The organism is Citrobacter sp. RHBSTW-00524 (genome assembly GCF_013747755.1).
Lineage (GTDB): Bacteria > Pseudomonadota > Gammaproteobacteria > Enterobacterales > Enterobacteriaceae > Citrobacter > Citrobacter braakii.
This window is the reverse complement of sequence record NZ_CP056421.1, coordinates 3,305,805-3,320,532: the sequence shown is the minus strand read 5'-3', so window position 1 is coordinate 3,320,532 and position 14,728 is coordinate 3,305,805. Positions and strand designations below refer to the sequence as shown.

Below are 14,728 nucleotides of genomic sequence, written 5' to 3'. Positions count from 1 at the left end.
AACCTCTTCGTGTGGATCCGCTTGAGTCTTATGGAACTGAAAGCAACTTCTCTTGGAAAACGTCTGGCACAACACCCTTACGATCGGGCCGTTATTCTCAATGCCGGGATTAAGGTTTCCGGCGATCGTCACGAGTATCTTATTCCCTTCAATCAGTTACTGGCTATTCATTGTAAACGCGGCCTGGTATGGGGTGAGCTGGAGTTTGTGCTCCCGGATGATAAGGTGGTTCGTCTTCACGGCACTGAATGGGCTGAAACCCAGCGCTTCCATCACCATTTGAATTCGCTCTGGCAGCAGTGGAGTCAGGAAATGAGCGACGTCGCTGCGGGAGTTTTACAGCAGCAGTTGGAGGCGATCGCCACCCGTACCAGTGAGAATAAATGGCTGACGCGCGAACAGACGTCAGGGCTACAGCAGCAGATCCGCCGCGCCTTTGCCGCATTGCCGCTCCCGATTAACCGGCTGGAAGAATTTGAAAATTGCCGTGAGGCGTTACGTCAATGCCAGGCATGGTTGAAGGACATTGAAGCTTGTCGCTTGCAGCACAACCAGGCGTATACCGATGCCATGTTGGAAGAACATGCCGATTTTTTCCAGCAAATTGAGTCCTCGCCGCTGAATCCGGCCCAGGCGCGGGCGGTGGTGAACGGCGAACAATCATTACTGGTTCTTGCGGGGGCCGGAAGCGGCAAAACATCCGTATTGGTCGCCCGTGCGGGCTGGCTACTTGCGCGAGGGGAAGCGGCGGCCGAACAAATCCTGCTGCTGGCGTTTGGACGCAAAGCGGCCCAGGAGATGGACGATCGCATCCGTGAACGTCTGCATACGGAAGAGATCACCGCGAGGACGTTTCATTCACTGGCGTTGCACATTATTTCTCAGGGGAGCAAAAAAGTCCCGACGGTTAGCAAGCTGGAAAATGATGTTGCCGCGCGCAGCAAACTTTTTATCACGACCTGGCGTCAGCAGTGCAGTGAGAAAAAGGCACAGGCCAAAGGCTGGCGGCAATGGTTAGAAGAAGAGATGCAGTGGTCTGTACCCGAAGGTAACTTCTGGGATGACGAAAAATTACAGCGCCGGCTGGCTTCCCGGCTGGATCGTTGGGTTAGCCTGATGCGTATGCATGGCGGAGCGCAGGCGGAGATGATCGCCAATGCTCCGGAGGAGATTCGCGATCTTTTCAGTAAACGCATTAAGCTGATGTCTCCCCTGCTCAAAGCCTGGAAGGGCGCCCTGAAGGATGAGAATGCCGTCGATTTTTCCGGGTTGATTCATCAGGCCATTGTCATTCTGGAAAAAGGCCGGTTTATCAGTCCGTGGAAACACATTCTGGTCGATGAATTTCAGGACATTTCTCCTCAGCGTGCCGCCCTGTTAGCCGCACTGCGCAAGCAAAACTCACACACTACGCTGTTCGCCGTAGGGGATGACTGGCAGGCAATTTACCGGTTCAGCGGAGCACAGCTTTCGTTGACCACCGCATTCCAGCAAAACTTCGGTGAGGGCGACCGTTGTAATCTGGATACGACTTACCGTTTTAATAGCCGCATTGGTGAAGTCGCAAATCAGTTTATCCAGCAAAACCCTCATCAGCTTACGAAACCGCTCAACAGTCTGATGGCAGGCGATAAAAAAGCCGTCACGTTGCTCGATGAAAGCCAGCTGGATCTGCTACTGGATAAGCTGTCGGGATTTGTGAAGGCAGAAGAGAGAATTTTGGTGCTGGCGCGATACCATCACCTGAAACCTGCCAGTCTGGAGAAAGCAGCTACCCGTTGGCCTAAGCTACAGCTGGATTTCATGACTATCCATGCCAGTAAAGGACAGCAGGCAGATTACGTTATTATTGTGGGGCTTCATGATGGGAATGATGGTTTTCCCGCTCCGGCCCGCGAGTCGATTATGGAAGAGGCGTTGCTTCCGGCGGGGGAGGATTTCCCGGATGCTGAAGAGAGACGCTTGCTGTATGTGGCGCTAACGCGTGCACGGCATCGGGTATGGCTGCTGTTTAATAAAGAAACACCGTCGTGCTTTGTGGATGAGCTTAAACAACTGGATGTTCCGGTAGCAAGAAAACCCTGAATAGCAGGCGGCAATTGCCGCCTGCCCGGTGTTTATTTGAGGCGCTCTGCCAGATAGCGGGCGTAATCTGGAATCAAGATGTCCGTTGCATCGTTGAAGTTTGGCGACTGGATAATAAAATCGGCGGTCGACACGTTGGTGGCAACCGGAATGTTCCATACCGTCGCCAGACGCAGCAGGGCTTTGACATCAGGATCGTGAGGTACGGCGTTCAGCGGATCCCAGAAGAAAATCAGCACATCAATTTTCCCTTCTGAAATCAGCGCACCCACCTGCTGGTCACCCCCCATCGGACCGCTCAGCATGGCGTTGACGTCCATTCCCGTTGCGCGTTGGATTAAGTTTCCCGTTGTTCCTGTGGCGTACAGAACGTGCTTTTCCAGCAACGGCTGGTGGCGTTCCACCCAGCTCATCAACATCTTTTTACAGTGATCGTGTGCAACCAGCGCAATATGCTTACGCGCTGGCAATGTGCGAGTTGTTAATTCCATAGTACAGCTCCCAAGTTAACCTGGTTACAGAGTACTGGAAGCTCTTGACGCTGCAAGAGAAAGACAAAAAAAATGCGTATGCGAACATAAATGTCATGAAGGAGGCTGTTTCTGAGCCCATTGCAAAAAGTTACTTCGCGTTTGTGCGTCTGCCTGTTGGTACCAATATTTTAAGCGCTGTTCGGTCAGCGTTTGCGACTGAGGCGGCACGCGATCCAGTTCAGATACCCCGGAAAGCAGCGAGCTGTCATCGGCCATCATCGTAGCAAACTGCGGTAATGACGCATGTTTAGCCGCTTTGTTATAGCGTTCAGTTTCCATTTCATAGTTCACGATTTTCGCTGTGGATGTGATTGACAGAATATCCAGCTTGACGGGGATAGGCATGGAGTCCCCATCCAGCAATTCCACGCGTGGAGCGTCATCAAAATGCGCTGTATCCCGCTCATTGTTCAGACGCGGGAGGTGAAAATTAACCTGGCTGACGAGTTGGGTATCAAAGCTGATGACCAGCGGAGGCGAAATATACAGACGTTCTTCGTGGCTGGACAAGCGAATGGTTTTTTCTACGCGAAATACGAGCTGGTGGCGACCATTTTCCAGCTCGATACTGTCGGCGCCACGCAGTAATGAGCTGGAGACTTTTTTTCCGTCCAGCACCAAAAGGTCAATATCATTAGACAGGCGTAATGAGGTAGCAAAAACGGTTACCGGCAAACACAGGGCAATTAAGGCTGTCACAATGCCGGCTTTCATAGGTTTCTCCTGTCCAGAAAATAGCTGCAAACATGTATCTAAATTTTTCGATAATCACGTTTACTAACATATAGACATATTTTTGAGTTTAGCTCTCATACGCCAGTATGGGATGAATGGTTGCGGGGGCAGGTTTGTCGTACACTTTGTTAAACAGCCTGGAGGAAAACGATGAAAGAGACCGATATTGCTGGCATTTTGACATCTACCCGTACGATTGCACTGGTTGGCGCAAGCGATAAACCCGATCGCCCAAGCTATCGCGTGATGAAGTATTTACTCGATCAGGGCTATCACGTTATTCCCGTTTCACCGAAGGTTGCCGGGAAAATGCTGCTGGGGCAGCAGGGCTATGCAACGCTGGCGGATGTGCCAGAGAAAGTGGATATGGTCGATGTCTTCCGTAATTCTGAAGCGGCGTGGGGCGTCGCTCAGGAGGCTATCGCCATCGGCGCGAAGACGCTATGGATGCAGCTTGGCGTAATTAACGAGCAGGCGGCCGTGCTGGCGCGTGATGCGGGGCTGACGGTGGTGATGGATCGTTGCCCGGCGATTGAGATCCCGCGACTGGGACTGGCGAAGTAAAGTTTGACTGTCGCCGGATGAAACGCACAGGCCCGATAAGCGAAGCGCCATCGGGCCTGTGTTAGTATCAATTACGCAGGCGCGGAGCCTGAAGCTGTTTACGGATTGTGCGCGCCAGTTCATCCATTGACGGTTGCTCCGGATGTTCTTCCTGTAGCTCGCTACTCAGTTGCGCTTCGGCCAGATACGTATGCACTGGCAGACCATTATCGTCTTCCATCACCACGTGATACCAGGGAGCGGTGCGAAGTTCGCTGTTAACCGCCAACTCATCGGCTGACGGCTCATCAAGCGAATATTCCGGGTCGATATCCACGACCACTCCGAGGTAACCTAACAGGGAATGGCGGACCTGCTGGCCGATACCGAATTTGCTGGCAATCATAGTCACCTCCCGGGAAATAGATACCCTCTATGTAAGGGTAATATTCCACTTTTCAAGTTACATGATGCGACAGGCAAACCCTTTCAGATACAGCCCTTCCGGGTAGGTAGCGATCACCGGATGATCGGCGGCCTGACGGAACTGCTCTATAAATTGTACATCACGACCAGCATCTATTGCGGCATCAGCGATGATTTTCTGAAATAAATCGGTCGTCATCAGCCCGGAGCAGGAAAATGTCAGCAGTACGCCGCCTGGGTTCAGCAACTGAATAGCCAGCATATTGATGTCCTTATAACCGCGGCAGGCGCCCATCAACTGGCTTTTGTTTTCGACAAATTTCGGCGGATCCATCACGATGACATCAAATTTCTCACCGCGATCGCGATAGGCGCGCAGCAGTTTGAACACATCATCACGTATGAACTCGGCTTTACTCAGATCCAGCTTGTTCAGTTCCACGTTCTGGCGGGCAATATCGAGTGCTTCCTGAGAGGTGTCGACGCTGACCACCTGACGGCATCCGCCCATTAATGCTGAGACCGCAAAGCCGCCGGTATAGGAGAAGCAGTTCAGGACACGCTGGTTTTCCACATAACGACGCATAGCCAGTCGGCTATCGCGTTGATCGAGGTAGTAGCCGGTTTTGTGACCGTGCTGAATATCAACCAGCAGCTTCATCCCGTGCTCTTCGATAGGCAGCAGAGCAGGCGGCAGTTCGCCCGTGACGGGCCCTTGGGTCAGCGCCATACCTTCTTTTTTACGCACGGCCACATCGCTACGGTCATAAATAGCGCAGTCCGGGAAAACAATTTGCAGAGCACTAATCAGAGCGGCGCGTTGGTATTCAGCCCCCGCGCTGAGCAACTGCAATACCAGGAAGTTGCCGAAGCGGTCAATAGTGACACCCGGCAGGCCGTCGGATTCTCCGGCGATCAGACGGTAGCTGTCCAGACCGTCCTTTTTCGCCAGCCAGTCACGCCATGTCTGCGCCTTCTGCAGACGACGGGTAAAGAAATCAATGTCGATGGATTCAGACTTATCGAAGGTCCAGACGCGCGCACGGATCTGCGACGCCGGAGAGAACGCACCGCGCGCTAACCATTTCCCCTGGTGGTCAACAATATCAACGGTTTCACCGAGGTTGGCTTTACCTTCCATACGTGCGACCGCACCGGAAAATACCCATGGATGGCGGCGAAGTAATGATTTTTCGCGCCCCTTGGCTAACACTAAACGAGGATAATGTGGAATTGTAGATTCAGTCATGCGGAGCAACCTCTCACAAACAGTGACGCGGGTTGGATGAAAGTACCAACCTGAAACCATTAAAATAAAATGGCGCGTAGAGTAGCACAGATGATGAGGTCAATCATCAGCGTCTGGCGCTACTGCATGATGGTATGGCGGGACCTCTGCTTATCGAGCGACGGTTTAATCTCACTGAACAGGTGCGACAACTTATTCAGTTATCCCCTGCTAATCTATGGACAGCTCAGGAGATTGCCGGTCATCTGTCCATCGGTACCTGTTATTTCATTTATGTTGATAAGGAGAACCGCAATGTCGAAAGTTTGCATCATCGCCTGGGTCTATGGCCGGGTTCAGGGGGTAGGATTTCGCTACACCACCCAGCATGAAGCGCAGCGGCTGGGGTTGACCGGTTATGCGAAGAATATGGATGACGGCAGCGTAGAAGTTGTCGCCTGTGGTGAAAGCGAGCGGGTGGAACAACTGATGAAGTGGTTGAAAGCCGGGGGACCGCGCAGCGCCAGGGTTGATCGGGTTCTCAGCGAACCGCACCGTCCTGGCGACGAGCTAAAGGGATTTAGTATCCGCTATTAAATACATTTCACCGGTTTTGGCAGGCCGGCAATTTTAGTTGCCTGCTTAGCTGGGCCTTTCGGAAACAGGCGATAGAGATAACGGCTGTTGCCTTTTTCTTCGCCAAACTTGTTGGCCATCGCTTTTACCAGCATGCGGATAGCGGGGGAGGTATTAAACTCCAGATAAAACTCGCGAACGAAACGCACCACTTCCCAGTGTTCGGGGGAGAGAACGATACCTTCGTTTTCGGCGATTTTCTCCGCCAGCGGCTCGCTCCATTGCGTGGTGTCTTTCAGATAGCCTTCGCTATCGGTCTCAATTTCATGGCCTGCAAAAATGAACATAGTGCTCTGTCGATAAAGTAAAAACCGCCCTTAGTTTAGCAAATAAGGGGCGGCGTGAGAAACCTCGACCTACAGAAGAAGCTGTAGCAGATTGTTGGCATTAAGCTTCTTCAGCGCGTTGCATTTATACGTCGATACCTGTTTTTCGCTAATCTGCGTCATATGCGCAACATGTTTTACCGATTGACCGTTAACCAGCCTGTCGAGAACATTGAACTCCATGCCAGTCAGGCAGCAATTCAGACTGCGTACCCGACGGGGCTCTTTAGCAAGCAGATACGCCGCATCCACGACGGCAATTCTGTCATCAATGATATGTAAGGTCAGCGTGGCAAAACGCTTTCGTAAATGCGTGGCCAGTGCCCAACCTTTTTCATTGCACACCAGATAAACCGTTCCCGCCCAGCGCCTGGCCTCCAGTTGAAGCAGAATGTCGACCAGCGCCAGATGCGTCCTCGCGACGGAAAAGCGGCAACGCACAACGAGGGTGTCGCAGGCTAACAGCGAAGGGCGCCACTGTAACGCGCCGCTCTCAACTTGAGTGTGAGCGTTACGGCGCAGAAGGGCGTAGCGCAACCCTTCGGCATAAAAACGATTATTATCAAGAATGACGTAATTCACGGCGGCCTCTTTATAACGTACTGGGTGTGTAGATGATGCGTAGCGTGCCGGTGTAATCCCCGGCGTTTTTACTGCTGGCTGCAAACGCAGGGGTTTTCAGAACAATAGGGGCAGGTACGCACAGTACGCTCTCACGTCCGCCGGGCAGGACGACCTGACGCAGATGCTGCGGATCGTTGGTGCCTTGCCAGACTAGGGTTTTACCGTTGGCGACGGTTTCGGTTGCGCCCGTGACGGGATTAGTGACGAAGACCTGATAGTCGAGACGATCCCGCGCATCGGTCTGACTTCCGCCGCGTCGCCGGATTGAAAATGCCTCTTCAGCACGGTCCGTTGAGGGGAGTCCGTCGTCTTCAAACCGAAGATAAGTGCGGGTGCTGGTACTGTTTTTGCCGTCGTACAGGCACATATCCAGCGTGTTTTCACCCTGAATTTCACTGCCACCCGGCCGCCCCGGGAAGTTGGTCAGGTTGAGGTTAACGACAGGCGTTGAGTGCGGAAATGCCGGCAGATAAATCTGCTGATTACCCGGATCGACAACCTCAATGCGCATCGTGGCCTGCCAGCTAGCAATGGCGCGATAGCCTGGACATCCGGTATTGGGGTCAGCGAAGTTCCCGCCGCAGTTGCCACTATCCCATTGACGCAGGTTCTGCCTCAGCGTTGCGGTCCAGATACCCGGCAGAGCGAGCTTTTCCAGTTCGCTTTTCACGATATAGAAATCGAAGTAGGGTTCTCTGGTCCAGTTTGCAACAATCTCTGTCCCTCCCGTGATAAAACTGGGATAGGTAAAGACTTTATTATTGAAAAACATGTAGTGGTCGCCATAGACCTTAAGATCCACCGTTTTGCTGGTAAGGGCATGCGTAAAACGTAAATTGATGGCATAAGGTGTCCCCGGGTTCGCCGTGAACCAGGCCGGGGCGGTCATGCAGGCGCCAACTGTGGAGTCGGTACGGGACAGACACGTCAGAGTATTACGTCCCCACTTTTGCGGATCGGCGACATCATAGCCGCTTGGTTCATGAACCCAGATATCAAAGCGCGCGGGGGGGGCCATGCGATCGAAGCTGATATCGACGCTGGTGTTTCTTCCGGCAGGGGCCGCTGCCTGAGTCTGACCCGCCCACAGGCTTAAAAAAAGTAAAATAATTAAGTGCTTGTTCACATCATTTCCCTTTTGTGACGTTGTCTGCATTCATGGCAGTTGGACCCGTTGGTACCGATCGTCCGGCGAGCATCAGCTGTGCCTGTTGCTGGACAGTATCCGGCAGGGCAGAGAAGGTTAATTCCCGGCAAGGGATCGACCCGACGTAACGCACGACGTCGCGCATAGTCTTTACATTCAGCTCGCACTGATAAAACTGCTGCTGACGCACCAGGTAGAGGTTATGCAGCAGAGCGTCGCTTTGAGCGCTAAACCCGCCGTTGCCAAGGTCGCTCCAGCCGTTAACGTTCAGTGGCACGCCGCCGATAAACGGCGAATGTTGCTCGTCAGTTAACTGGCCGAGCCAGGTGTAGCTTGCCGTGGTTTGCACGTCCCGGCGGAGCAGTTTGCCTGGCACCATAAACAACGTTCTGCTGCCTGAACCTTGTGTGATTTCACTGCTGGCACCCCGCGAGACATCCAGCGATTCGTTAATCGTCAACGTAGTCTGCTGATAGCCCGGCACGGCGAAGAGGGCGCGGCTATTGCCTGGAATGTCTGCACTGCCGCCGTTATCCAGCGACACGGCAATGCTCGGATCCTGGGAATCTTCCGGTGTGGCAACGTTAACCGCGATGGCTGAAGCAGGACGTCCGTCGCTCCAGCGGCCCAGCCACAGACCAGAGCGCGACAGCGCAAGCGTGGAGTTGTAATTGCCGCTGCTGCTCAGGGTATGGCGCCGATCCTGACGAGCCCAGGCATCGCTGACTGTCAGGCTCCCGTTGCCATATCGTCCGCCCTGGCGCGTGTAGGCAGAGGTATTGAGTGAATCGCTGTTAATACCTGATGCGCTCAGTCCATACTCATTTTCACCACGTGCGTCGGCATACCAGTTGTGCGCCACGTTATAGCTCAGCTGGTTTTTATCATGCTGCTGGTGCTGCCATGTCGCGCCCAGAGAGGTATAGCTTGTCGCATTGCCCTGACGGTTATGCGCCATTGACAGACTCACGCTCAGGTAGCCGCCTTTATCCCTGCCTTCGCGCGAGTCATCGTTACGCATGAAAAGGTTAATGCTGCTGTTGATGTTCAGACCGCGCGTGCTGAAAGCCGTACTCAAGCCACCCTGCCAGGCCCGCGTGCGTGAGCGGGTCATATAAACCGACTCCCAGGGCAAGCCTGCATCGTGGCGATCGTCACTGTCCGGGAGTTCCCGACGAGAAACGTACCGTCCTTCGTTGCGGTTATCCGAATATCCCAGGCTGGCGTACCAGGTGCCGACAGGGACGGAGAACATCACCGACAGGCTTCGGTAACAGCCATTTACGGCGTCATATCCTGCGCTTCGGGTATTGCAGTTTTCCGCTGATAATGCGTTGCGATAGAAGCTCAGTGAAAAGCCGTCGTTATAGCTGATTTGCTGAATATTTCCGCGTTGTCCTTCGCTGCCGTAAAGGTAGCTAAACCGGGTCGAGAGTACGCCATCGACCGGACCCGCATTGAAACCACGACTCCAGTCGAGTGCATTTTCCAGAAAACGTTGGTTTTTCTTTATCGCTGCGCCACTGGTGAGTGCCAGCGTTGGAGTGACAGGCAGGCGGACACCCGCCTGAGCGACCGCGCTACGTTCATCGTTTTGATTGTTATTGTCTGTTTCGCCCGCCTGCAGGAACCACTCGACGCGGTCAAACGGCGTAATACCGGTGCGGGTAAACGGTATCTGCTCGGTACGTGTCAGCCGGTTATTTTCATAGACGGACAGCGTCACGGTATAGCTCCCATCGGGGAACGATCGCGTGTCCAGGGTCTGAGCCCCGGCATTGAGATAAAAACTGGCCAGCAACTGATTGCCCCGGCGGGCGTCAATACGCGCATCATGGGAAAGCAGCACGGTGATGGGGGTACCCTTTGACTGCTGAACCGGATTAATCCATGCCCTTGTCGAGCCTGTGCGCAGGCCGCGAATTTTGCCCAGCGGCAGTTGGCTGAGGTTGATATTCCCACCAGCATTACTGAACAGATCGCGGGTATCCATCTCGCCTAACTGAATATAGTACTGACGCCAGATATCCTGGCGAAACCAGGCATTGTTGACGGTTATTTCTTGTTGCTGCTGGTGCCTTGAACGCTGCCCCAGCCAGGTCCAGTCGAGATTAAAGTAGCCGTCCTGCGTCATGGCCAGCGCGCCATTGCCCTGAACAGTGGCTGACTGGTAATCCCTGTCGGCAACAAAATTGATATTCTGTTGATGGATCAACGCATTCTCAGTGCCCTGCGTAGGCTGATACCACTGGTTTTCTGTGGCCTGTTTAGGTAGAAATTTCTTGTCCAAAAACAGACTAATGCGCGCGTTATTCTCATCATAGATAATGGCCGCACGATGGGTATCAATGTAATCACATCCCGTTGCGGAGCCATTGCTGCTGCACGCCAGGTTGCCGTGACGGGCAAGTGGAACGGCGAGAGCTGCGGACACGGTGGCAACGAGGGCAGGAGCGTCATTAAACTGACGTTTGATAGCCGCGACCACGGTTTCGGGTGCGACAAAACTTACCGATTCAAGTGTGATATCCGTTTCAAAAAGGCCAAGCGATTCGCCATAGAGGTTAACCTCTATCCACAGACGCTGCGTTTTCGCCAGATCTTCGAAACCTGCCGGGACGGCCATCTCGGCGCAGGCGAGTTGGATGGATGCGGGTAATAAAGCAACTAAGAGGAGAGTATTTCTGTGAAACGCCATGACCAAGCCTCGACATCATCCTGACGTCAGAGGGTGGGCACCCTCTGACGTTATCCCTTATGTACTGTGGTGTTACGCACCGCCTTCCGTGGTCGTCGCCTGCGTCAGCATCAGGCTGACAACGCCGCTGTACTGACCGGTTTTCAGAATGCCTTTGGTGGTCTGAGAAATGGTCAGTGGCAGTACCGCTGAACCGTTTTCAATGCTGCCTGGGAACAGTTCAGTTCCGGTAAATTCGGCATCGGTGGTAGACAGTGTTTTATCACCCAGAATCACCGTCATCGGTACAGTCTCGTCGCCATCCATATTGGTGAGCTTAGCTGCGCTAACGAGGCGCACTTTGACATTGCTGGTGGCGGAGTTCGACCACACCTTGGTGTTCAGGCGGTAGCTTTCCAGCCCACGACCTGGCAGGTACTGCATGTCGATGCTGGCCGGCAGTGGCGTGTTATCGGCCTGAGTCATATCCAACTGTGAGTCAACGCTGGCGTTGACGGTAATATCTTTTTGAATCGCCAGCGCGCTAAAGGACGAGGCCATCGCGGCAACAATCATCAGAGGTTTAATATAGTTACGCATTGATATCTCCATATTTACAAATGAGCACCTTGGCTCTTTAAACAAACTACGTGGGTTTTTACTGTGCCGTCGTGTTATTGCACGACGGGTAAATCAGCTTCTTCAGCGGTTTTATTCACCCAGTTGAAGTAGCGGAACTTATATTTCTGACCCTGTTTCATAGTGAGCGTTTTTAATTTCCGTTCAGTGTCCGGATAAATCGTCGCGTCTTCTTTTATCCATTTACACGATGAAACAGCATCACAAATACCAATCTCTCTGAGCGGCACACGCAATGTGCCGTTGTTTTTTGGTAATGACTCCAACTTATTGATAGTGTTTTATGTTCAGATAATGCCCGATGACTTTGTCATGCAGCTCCACCGATTTTGAGAACGACAGTGACTTCCTGCCCAGCCTTGCCAGATGCTGCCTCAGATTCAGGTTATGCCGCTCAATGCGCTGCGTATATCGCTTGCTGATAACGTGCAGTTCTCCCTTCAGGCGTGATTCATAAAGCGGCCAGCCATCCGTCATCCATACCACGACCTCAAAGGCCGACAGCAGGCCAAGAAGACGCTCCAGCGTGGCCAACGTGCGTTCACCGAATACGTGCGCCACAACCGTCCTCCGTATCCTGTCATACGCGTAAAACAACCAGCGCTGGCGGGATTTAGCGCCGACGTAACCCCACTGTTCGTCCATTTCCGCGCAAACAATGACGTCACTGCCCGGTTGTATACGTGAGTTTACCGACTGCGGCCTGAGTTTTTTAAGTGTCGTAAAATCGTGTTGAGGCCAATGCCCATAATTCGTGCACTGGCGCGGCATCCGACGCCATTCATGGCCATATCAATGATTTTCTGGTGTGTACCGGGCTGAGAGGCGGTGTAAGTGAACTGTAGCTGCCATGTTTTACGGCAGTGAGAGCAGAGATAGCGCTGATGTCCGGCAGTACTTTTACCGTTACGCACTACGCCTTCAGTAGCTGAGCAGGAGGGACAACTGATAGAAACAGAAGCCACTGGAGCACCTCAAAAACACCATCATACACTAAATCAGTAAGTTGGCAGCATCACCTGTTTTTTAACGTTCCCCGGCGAGGGTCAATCGACAGTGAAATTACGTTTTCTTCTGGAGCAATGTGGACCAGTGCGCCCCAGATCACATTGACACCTAATGTCGCCATTGCGGCAGGGGTTTCTGCCTTGCCCGGAATAATGCTGTCAGGTTGTTTTACCCCTTCAAAATAGACACGCCAGGTGGTCTCTTTTTTCGGCGGTATAAGCGATACCAGACGAACAACGCGCATCGCGCCTGCAGCTAGAGCAAATTTCTCGGGCGTAACCACCACGCCACCTTCTTTCCACGAAGCGACGTCAATTTCTTTTTCCTGGGACGTTCCGGGATTAAGAATTTTCTTTTGCCTCACCCGAATGAACTGAATATCATCCGTTTTTGAAGCCACCTTTATTTGCGCCGCACCGGATCTGTCTACATTCAGCTCCATGGGATACACGCTCATATTGGCCATTGTCATTTCTGAGAAAAATGGCAATGACAGCGCGGCGACATAAAAGGCGGTTGTCATGCCCACTCTTTTTTTCTGTTTCACAATCAGTCTGCCTGCTCTGAGTTTAAAGGCGGCGCGTTAACACCAGGACACCGTCTGCTTTCGTATCGCTTCAGGGCAGGGAAACTTTAACCAGAACAGCGGTTTGTGAAAATTTGTATTAGTTAACTCGTTATATACAGTTTTTTATCCTGCTTTTCTGGCTTTAAGGTTGTATAGTTAAGCGAAAATACCGCGGCCAAGGATGGGAGGAAAATTCCTTCTGATGAAAAAATAAGCAGGTCAGGGGGCGGTTTTCATATCGACGTACCAGGGAATAAAAAGCATGCGGTAACAGCCGAGAATAAAAGATGTTTTTTATATGCAATAATTCGTTGTTATTTGATCCTGAAGCACATGCAATAAGTCTTGTTGGACAACCCGAGTCTGTATTAACACTTTCGGCGCCAGCCGTTCGTCTTTTACAGGAATTCATTAAACACCGAGGACGCGACTTAAGCCGGGAGGAATTGATCGCTCGCGTGTGGGAAGAATTTGGCTTTACGCCATCAGGAAATAATCTCAATAAAGCGGTAAGCGAACTGCGTAAAAGCTTCCAGTCTCTGGGAGAGGGGCACGAATTGATCGTCACTGTTCCGCGCTATGGTTTCCGTTTTGATGCTGATGTGATTTTTCAGCCTGGAGAGAAAATTCAAGCCGTTGATCCGCAACCCCCCTCAGCGCAACAAGACGTTCTGCCCCGGCGAGTATCCCTGAAAAAGTGGTTCAGAATAGGGGCATTGATTGCCGTGCCGTTGGGAGCGATCTTTTACGTTAGCCGCCCGCAGGAGATAACTGTTCCGGCGAAATTAAAGCCGGTCCAGGAAAAAATCGCGCGTTGTAGTATCTGGGTTATCGAAGATCATGGACGGCCGTTAGTGCTATCAAAATTAGCAGAGCGACTGGAGGCCAATGACGTGGCTTGCGAGCGCGAGGAGTATGCTATTTATTTTTTCAGCGCCCGTTTTTCGCTTGCAACTGCTGATGAACTGTTTATCGGGGCCTGCCCGGTCAATAAAACACGTCTGTGCAAGACCATTCGCTATAAAAACGGGGCTGGAAAATGAAAATAAGGCTTCTTTTTGGACTGGGCGGAGCCCTGGTCGGCGGCGCGCTGGCGCTATTTTACTATTGCGGCGCGACGGGAAAAAGCGATGTGCTGGCCTGCAGCACTGAATTTAACTTTACGCGCAATGAAGGGAAAGCAAGTGAGGTGAAGGTAAATGCCCTTGCTCAGTTCTATTTTCATCGGGACGGTACAGGGTTGACCACCTATAAAGGTGCGGCAAGAGCTGGCGGGCAAAATTTTATCGTTGACAGGGATGTAGACTTTACGTGGGAGCAGCGGGACGATGACAACGTCATTGTATTGACCTACACCAAAACCTGGCTTCGCCACAATGACAATACGCCGAATGCCCAATGGGGGAGTTTCGCCTATCCGACCTCACGCTACTACCTGACGATCTCTGAACTTTCACCTGCTGTGTGGCTTATTCAGGACCGGCGCTATCCTACCTATATCTGCCGGGGTCAATAAGGTATAAAAAAAGAGAATGCCAATGGCATTCTCTTTT

At 52.4% G+C, this 14,728-nt stretch carries 16 protein-coding genes and 1 pseudogene; 6 read left to right on the top strand and 11 right to left on the bottom strand.

What is annotated here, in order from left to right; translation table 11 throughout:
• Nucleotides 1-30: 30 nt before the first annotated feature.
• Complete coding sequence (gene helD, locus HV229_RS16180; RefSeq protein ID WP_181545906.1) at nucleotides 31-2,085, top strand: DNA helicase IV; 2,055 nt, start codon at nucleotides 31-33, stop codon at nucleotides 2,083-2,085.
• 32 nt (nucleotides 2,086-2,117) lie between these two features.
• Here the strand turns inward: helD and mgsA are convergent, their stop codons facing one another.
• Nucleotides 2,118-2,576 (bottom strand): methylglyoxal synthase, encoded by a 459-nt coding sequence (mgsA, locus tag HV229_RS16175; RefSeq protein WP_016152487.1) that lies wholly within the window; start codon nucleotides 2,574-2,576, stop codon nucleotides 2,118-2,120.
• Between the two features lie 93 nt (nucleotides 2,577-2,669).
• Nucleotides 2,670-3,332, bottom strand: coding sequence for a DUF2057 family protein (locus HV229_RS16170; protein ID WP_016152488.1), 663 nt, complete (start codon nucleotides 3,330-3,332; stop codon nucleotides 2,670-2,672).
• Nucleotides 3,333-3,503: 171 nt separating this feature from the next.
• Here HV229_RS16170 and HV229_RS16165 point away from each other — a divergent pair, with 171 nt between their 5' ends.
• A complete protein-coding gene (locus HV229_RS16165; protein WP_016152489.1) occupies nucleotides 3,504-3,917 on the top strand; it encodes a CoA-binding protein in 414 nt (137 codons plus the stop codon).
• A 67-nt stretch (nucleotides 3,918-3,984) separates the two neighbouring features.
• Here HV229_RS16165 and hspQ read toward each other — a convergent pair whose 3' ends face one another.
• Nucleotides 3,985-4,302, bottom strand: coding sequence for a heat shock protein HspQ (hspQ, locus tag HV229_RS16160; RefSeq protein WP_169330236.1), 318 nt, complete (start codon nucleotides 4,300-4,302; stop codon nucleotides 3,985-3,987).
• A 57-nt stretch (nucleotides 4,303-4,359) separates the two neighbouring features.
• On the bottom strand, nucleotides 4,360-5,571 hold the full coding sequence (gene rlmI, locus HV229_RS16155) for a 23S rRNA (cytosine(1962)-C(5))-methyltransferase RlmI (protein ID WP_181545904.1): 1,212 nt from the start codon (nucleotides 5,569-5,571) through the stop codon (nucleotides 4,360-4,362).
• 113 nt (nucleotides 5,572-5,684) lie between these two features.
• Between rlmI and HV229_RS16150 the strand changes: the two are divergent.
• A pseudogene (locus tag HV229_RS16150) lies at nucleotides 5,685-5,831 on the top strand (AraC family transcriptional regulator); the annotation flags it as partial.
• Between the two features lie 34 nt (nucleotides 5,832-5,865).
• Nucleotides 5,866-6,147, top strand: coding sequence for an acylphosphatase (gene yccX / locus HV229_RS16145; RefSeq protein ID WP_016152492.1), 282 nt, complete (start codon nucleotides 5,866-5,868; stop codon nucleotides 6,145-6,147).
• Here yccX and tusE read toward each other — a convergent pair.
• The 7 genes from tusE to HV229_RS16110 all read right to left on the bottom strand — a co-directional run bounded on the left by tusE (nucleotide 6,144) and on the right by HV229_RS16110 (nucleotide 13,154).
• Nucleotides 6,144-6,473 carry a sulfurtransferase TusE gene (tusE, locus tag HV229_RS16140; RefSeq protein WP_016152493.1) on the bottom strand — a complete coding sequence of 110 codons (330 nt, stop codon included), beginning with the start codon at nucleotides 6,471-6,473 and terminating at the stop codon, nucleotides 6,144-6,146. The two genes, yccX and tusE, sit on opposite strands and share 4 nt — an antisense overlap.
• A 69-nt stretch (nucleotides 6,474-6,542) precedes the next feature.
• On the bottom strand, nucleotides 6,543-7,094 hold the full coding sequence (locus HV229_RS16135) for a LuxR C-terminal-related transcriptional regulator (RefSeq protein WP_103773457.1): 552 nt from the start codon (nucleotides 7,092-7,094) through the stop codon (nucleotides 6,543-6,545).
• Nucleotides 7,095-7,104: 10 nt separating this feature from the next.
• Nucleotides 7,105-8,262, bottom strand: a complete 1,158-nt coding sequence (locus tag HV229_RS16130) for a CfaE/CblD family pilus tip adhesin (protein WP_181545902.1) — start codon at nucleotides 8,260-8,262, stop codon at nucleotides 7,105-7,107.
• A gap of 1 nt (nucleotide 8,263) precedes the next feature.
• Nucleotides 8,264-10,981 carry a TcfC E-set like domain-containing protein gene (locus HV229_RS16125; protein ID WP_181545899.1) on the bottom strand — a complete coding sequence of 906 codons (2,718 nt, stop codon included), beginning with the start codon at nucleotides 10,979-10,981 and terminating at the stop codon, nucleotides 8,264-8,266.
• A 72-nt stretch (nucleotides 10,982-11,053) separates the two neighbouring features.
• On the bottom strand, nucleotides 11,054-11,560 hold the full coding sequence (locus tag HV229_RS16120) for a CS1 type fimbrial major subunit (RefSeq protein ID WP_016152497.1): 507 nt from the start codon (nucleotides 11,558-11,560) through the stop codon (nucleotides 11,054-11,056).
• A 306-nt stretch (nucleotides 11,561-11,866) separates the two neighbouring features.
• Nucleotides 11,867-12,564 (bottom strand): IS1 family transposase gene (locus tag HV229_RS16115; RefSeq protein WP_249417763.1). Its coding sequence is split into 2 segments (ribosomal slippage): nucleotides 11,867-12,315 and nucleotides 12,315-12,564, totalling 699 coding nucleotides; the frame shifts between segments, so codons are not numbered across the junction.
• A 50-nt stretch (nucleotides 12,565-12,614) separates the two neighbouring features.
• Nucleotides 12,615-13,154 carry a fimbrial protein gene (locus HV229_RS16110; RefSeq protein ID WP_249417762.1) on the bottom strand — a complete coding sequence of 180 codons (540 nt, stop codon included), beginning with the start codon at nucleotides 13,152-13,154 and terminating at the stop codon, nucleotides 12,615-12,617.
• 308 nt (nucleotides 13,155-13,462) lie between these two features.
• Between HV229_RS16110 and HV229_RS16105 the strand changes: the two genes are divergently transcribed.
• On the top strand, nucleotides 13,463-14,218 hold the full coding sequence (locus tag HV229_RS16105) for a winged helix-turn-helix domain-containing protein (protein WP_016152499.1): 756 nt from the start codon (nucleotides 13,463-13,465) through the stop codon (nucleotides 14,216-14,218).
• Nucleotides 14,215-14,691 carry a hypothetical protein gene (locus HV229_RS16100; protein ID WP_019076424.1) on the top strand — a complete coding sequence of 159 codons (477 nt, stop codon included), beginning with the start codon at nucleotides 14,215-14,217 and terminating at the stop codon, nucleotides 14,689-14,691. Before HV229_RS16105 ends, HV229_RS16100 begins: the two co-directional genes overlap by 4 nt.
• Nucleotides 14,692-14,728: the final 37 nt, after the last annotated feature.

What these genes read in the sequence shown, in the direction of transcription:
- helD (WP_181545906.1), top strand. Translation starts at nt 31, where the DNA reads ATGGAACTGAAAGCAACTTCTCTTGGAAAACGTCTGGCACAACACCCT.
- mgsA (WP_016152487.1), bottom strand. Translation starts at nt 2,576, where the DNA reads ATGGAATTAACAACTCGCACATTGCCAGCGCGTAAGCATATTGCGCTG.
- HV229_RS16170 (WP_016152488.1), bottom strand. Translation starts at nt 3,332, where the DNA reads ATGAAAGCCGGCATTGTGACAGCCTTAATTGCCCTGTGTTTGCCGGTA.
- HV229_RS16165 (WP_016152489.1), top strand. Translation starts at nt 3,504, where the DNA reads ATGAAAGAGACCGATATTGCTGGCATTTTGACATCTACCCGTACGATT.
- hspQ (WP_169330236.1), bottom strand. Translation starts at nt 4,302, where the DNA reads ATGATTGCCAGCAAATTCGGTATCGGCCAGCAGGTCCGCCATTCCCTG.
- rlmI (WP_181545904.1), bottom strand. Translation starts at nt 5,571, where the DNA reads ATGACTGAATCTACAATTCCACATTATCCTCGTTTAGTGTTAGCCAAG.
- yccX (WP_016152492.1), top strand. Translation starts at nt 5,866, where the DNA reads ATGTCGAAAGTTTGCATCATCGCCTGGGTCTATGGCCGGGTTCAGGGG.
- tusE (WP_016152493.1), bottom strand. Translation starts at nt 6,473, where the DNA reads ATGTTCATTTTTGCAGGCCATGAAATTGAGACCGATAGCGAAGGCTAT.
- HV229_RS16125 (WP_181545899.1), bottom strand. Translation starts at nt 10,981, where the DNA reads ATGGCGTTTCACAGAAATACTCTCCTCTTAGTTGCTTTATTACCCGCA.
- HV229_RS16120 (WP_016152497.1), bottom strand. Translation starts at nt 11,560, where the DNA reads ATGCGTAACTATATTAAACCTCTGATGATTGTTGCCGCGATGGCCTCG.
- HV229_RS16105 (WP_016152499.1), top strand. Translation starts at nt 13,463, where the DNA reads ATGTTTTTTATATGCAATAATTCGTTGTTATTTGATCCTGAAGCACAT.
- HV229_RS16100 (WP_019076424.1), top strand. Translation starts at nt 14,215, where the DNA reads ATGAAAATAAGGCTTCTTTTTGGACTGGGCGGAGCCCTGGTCGGCGGC.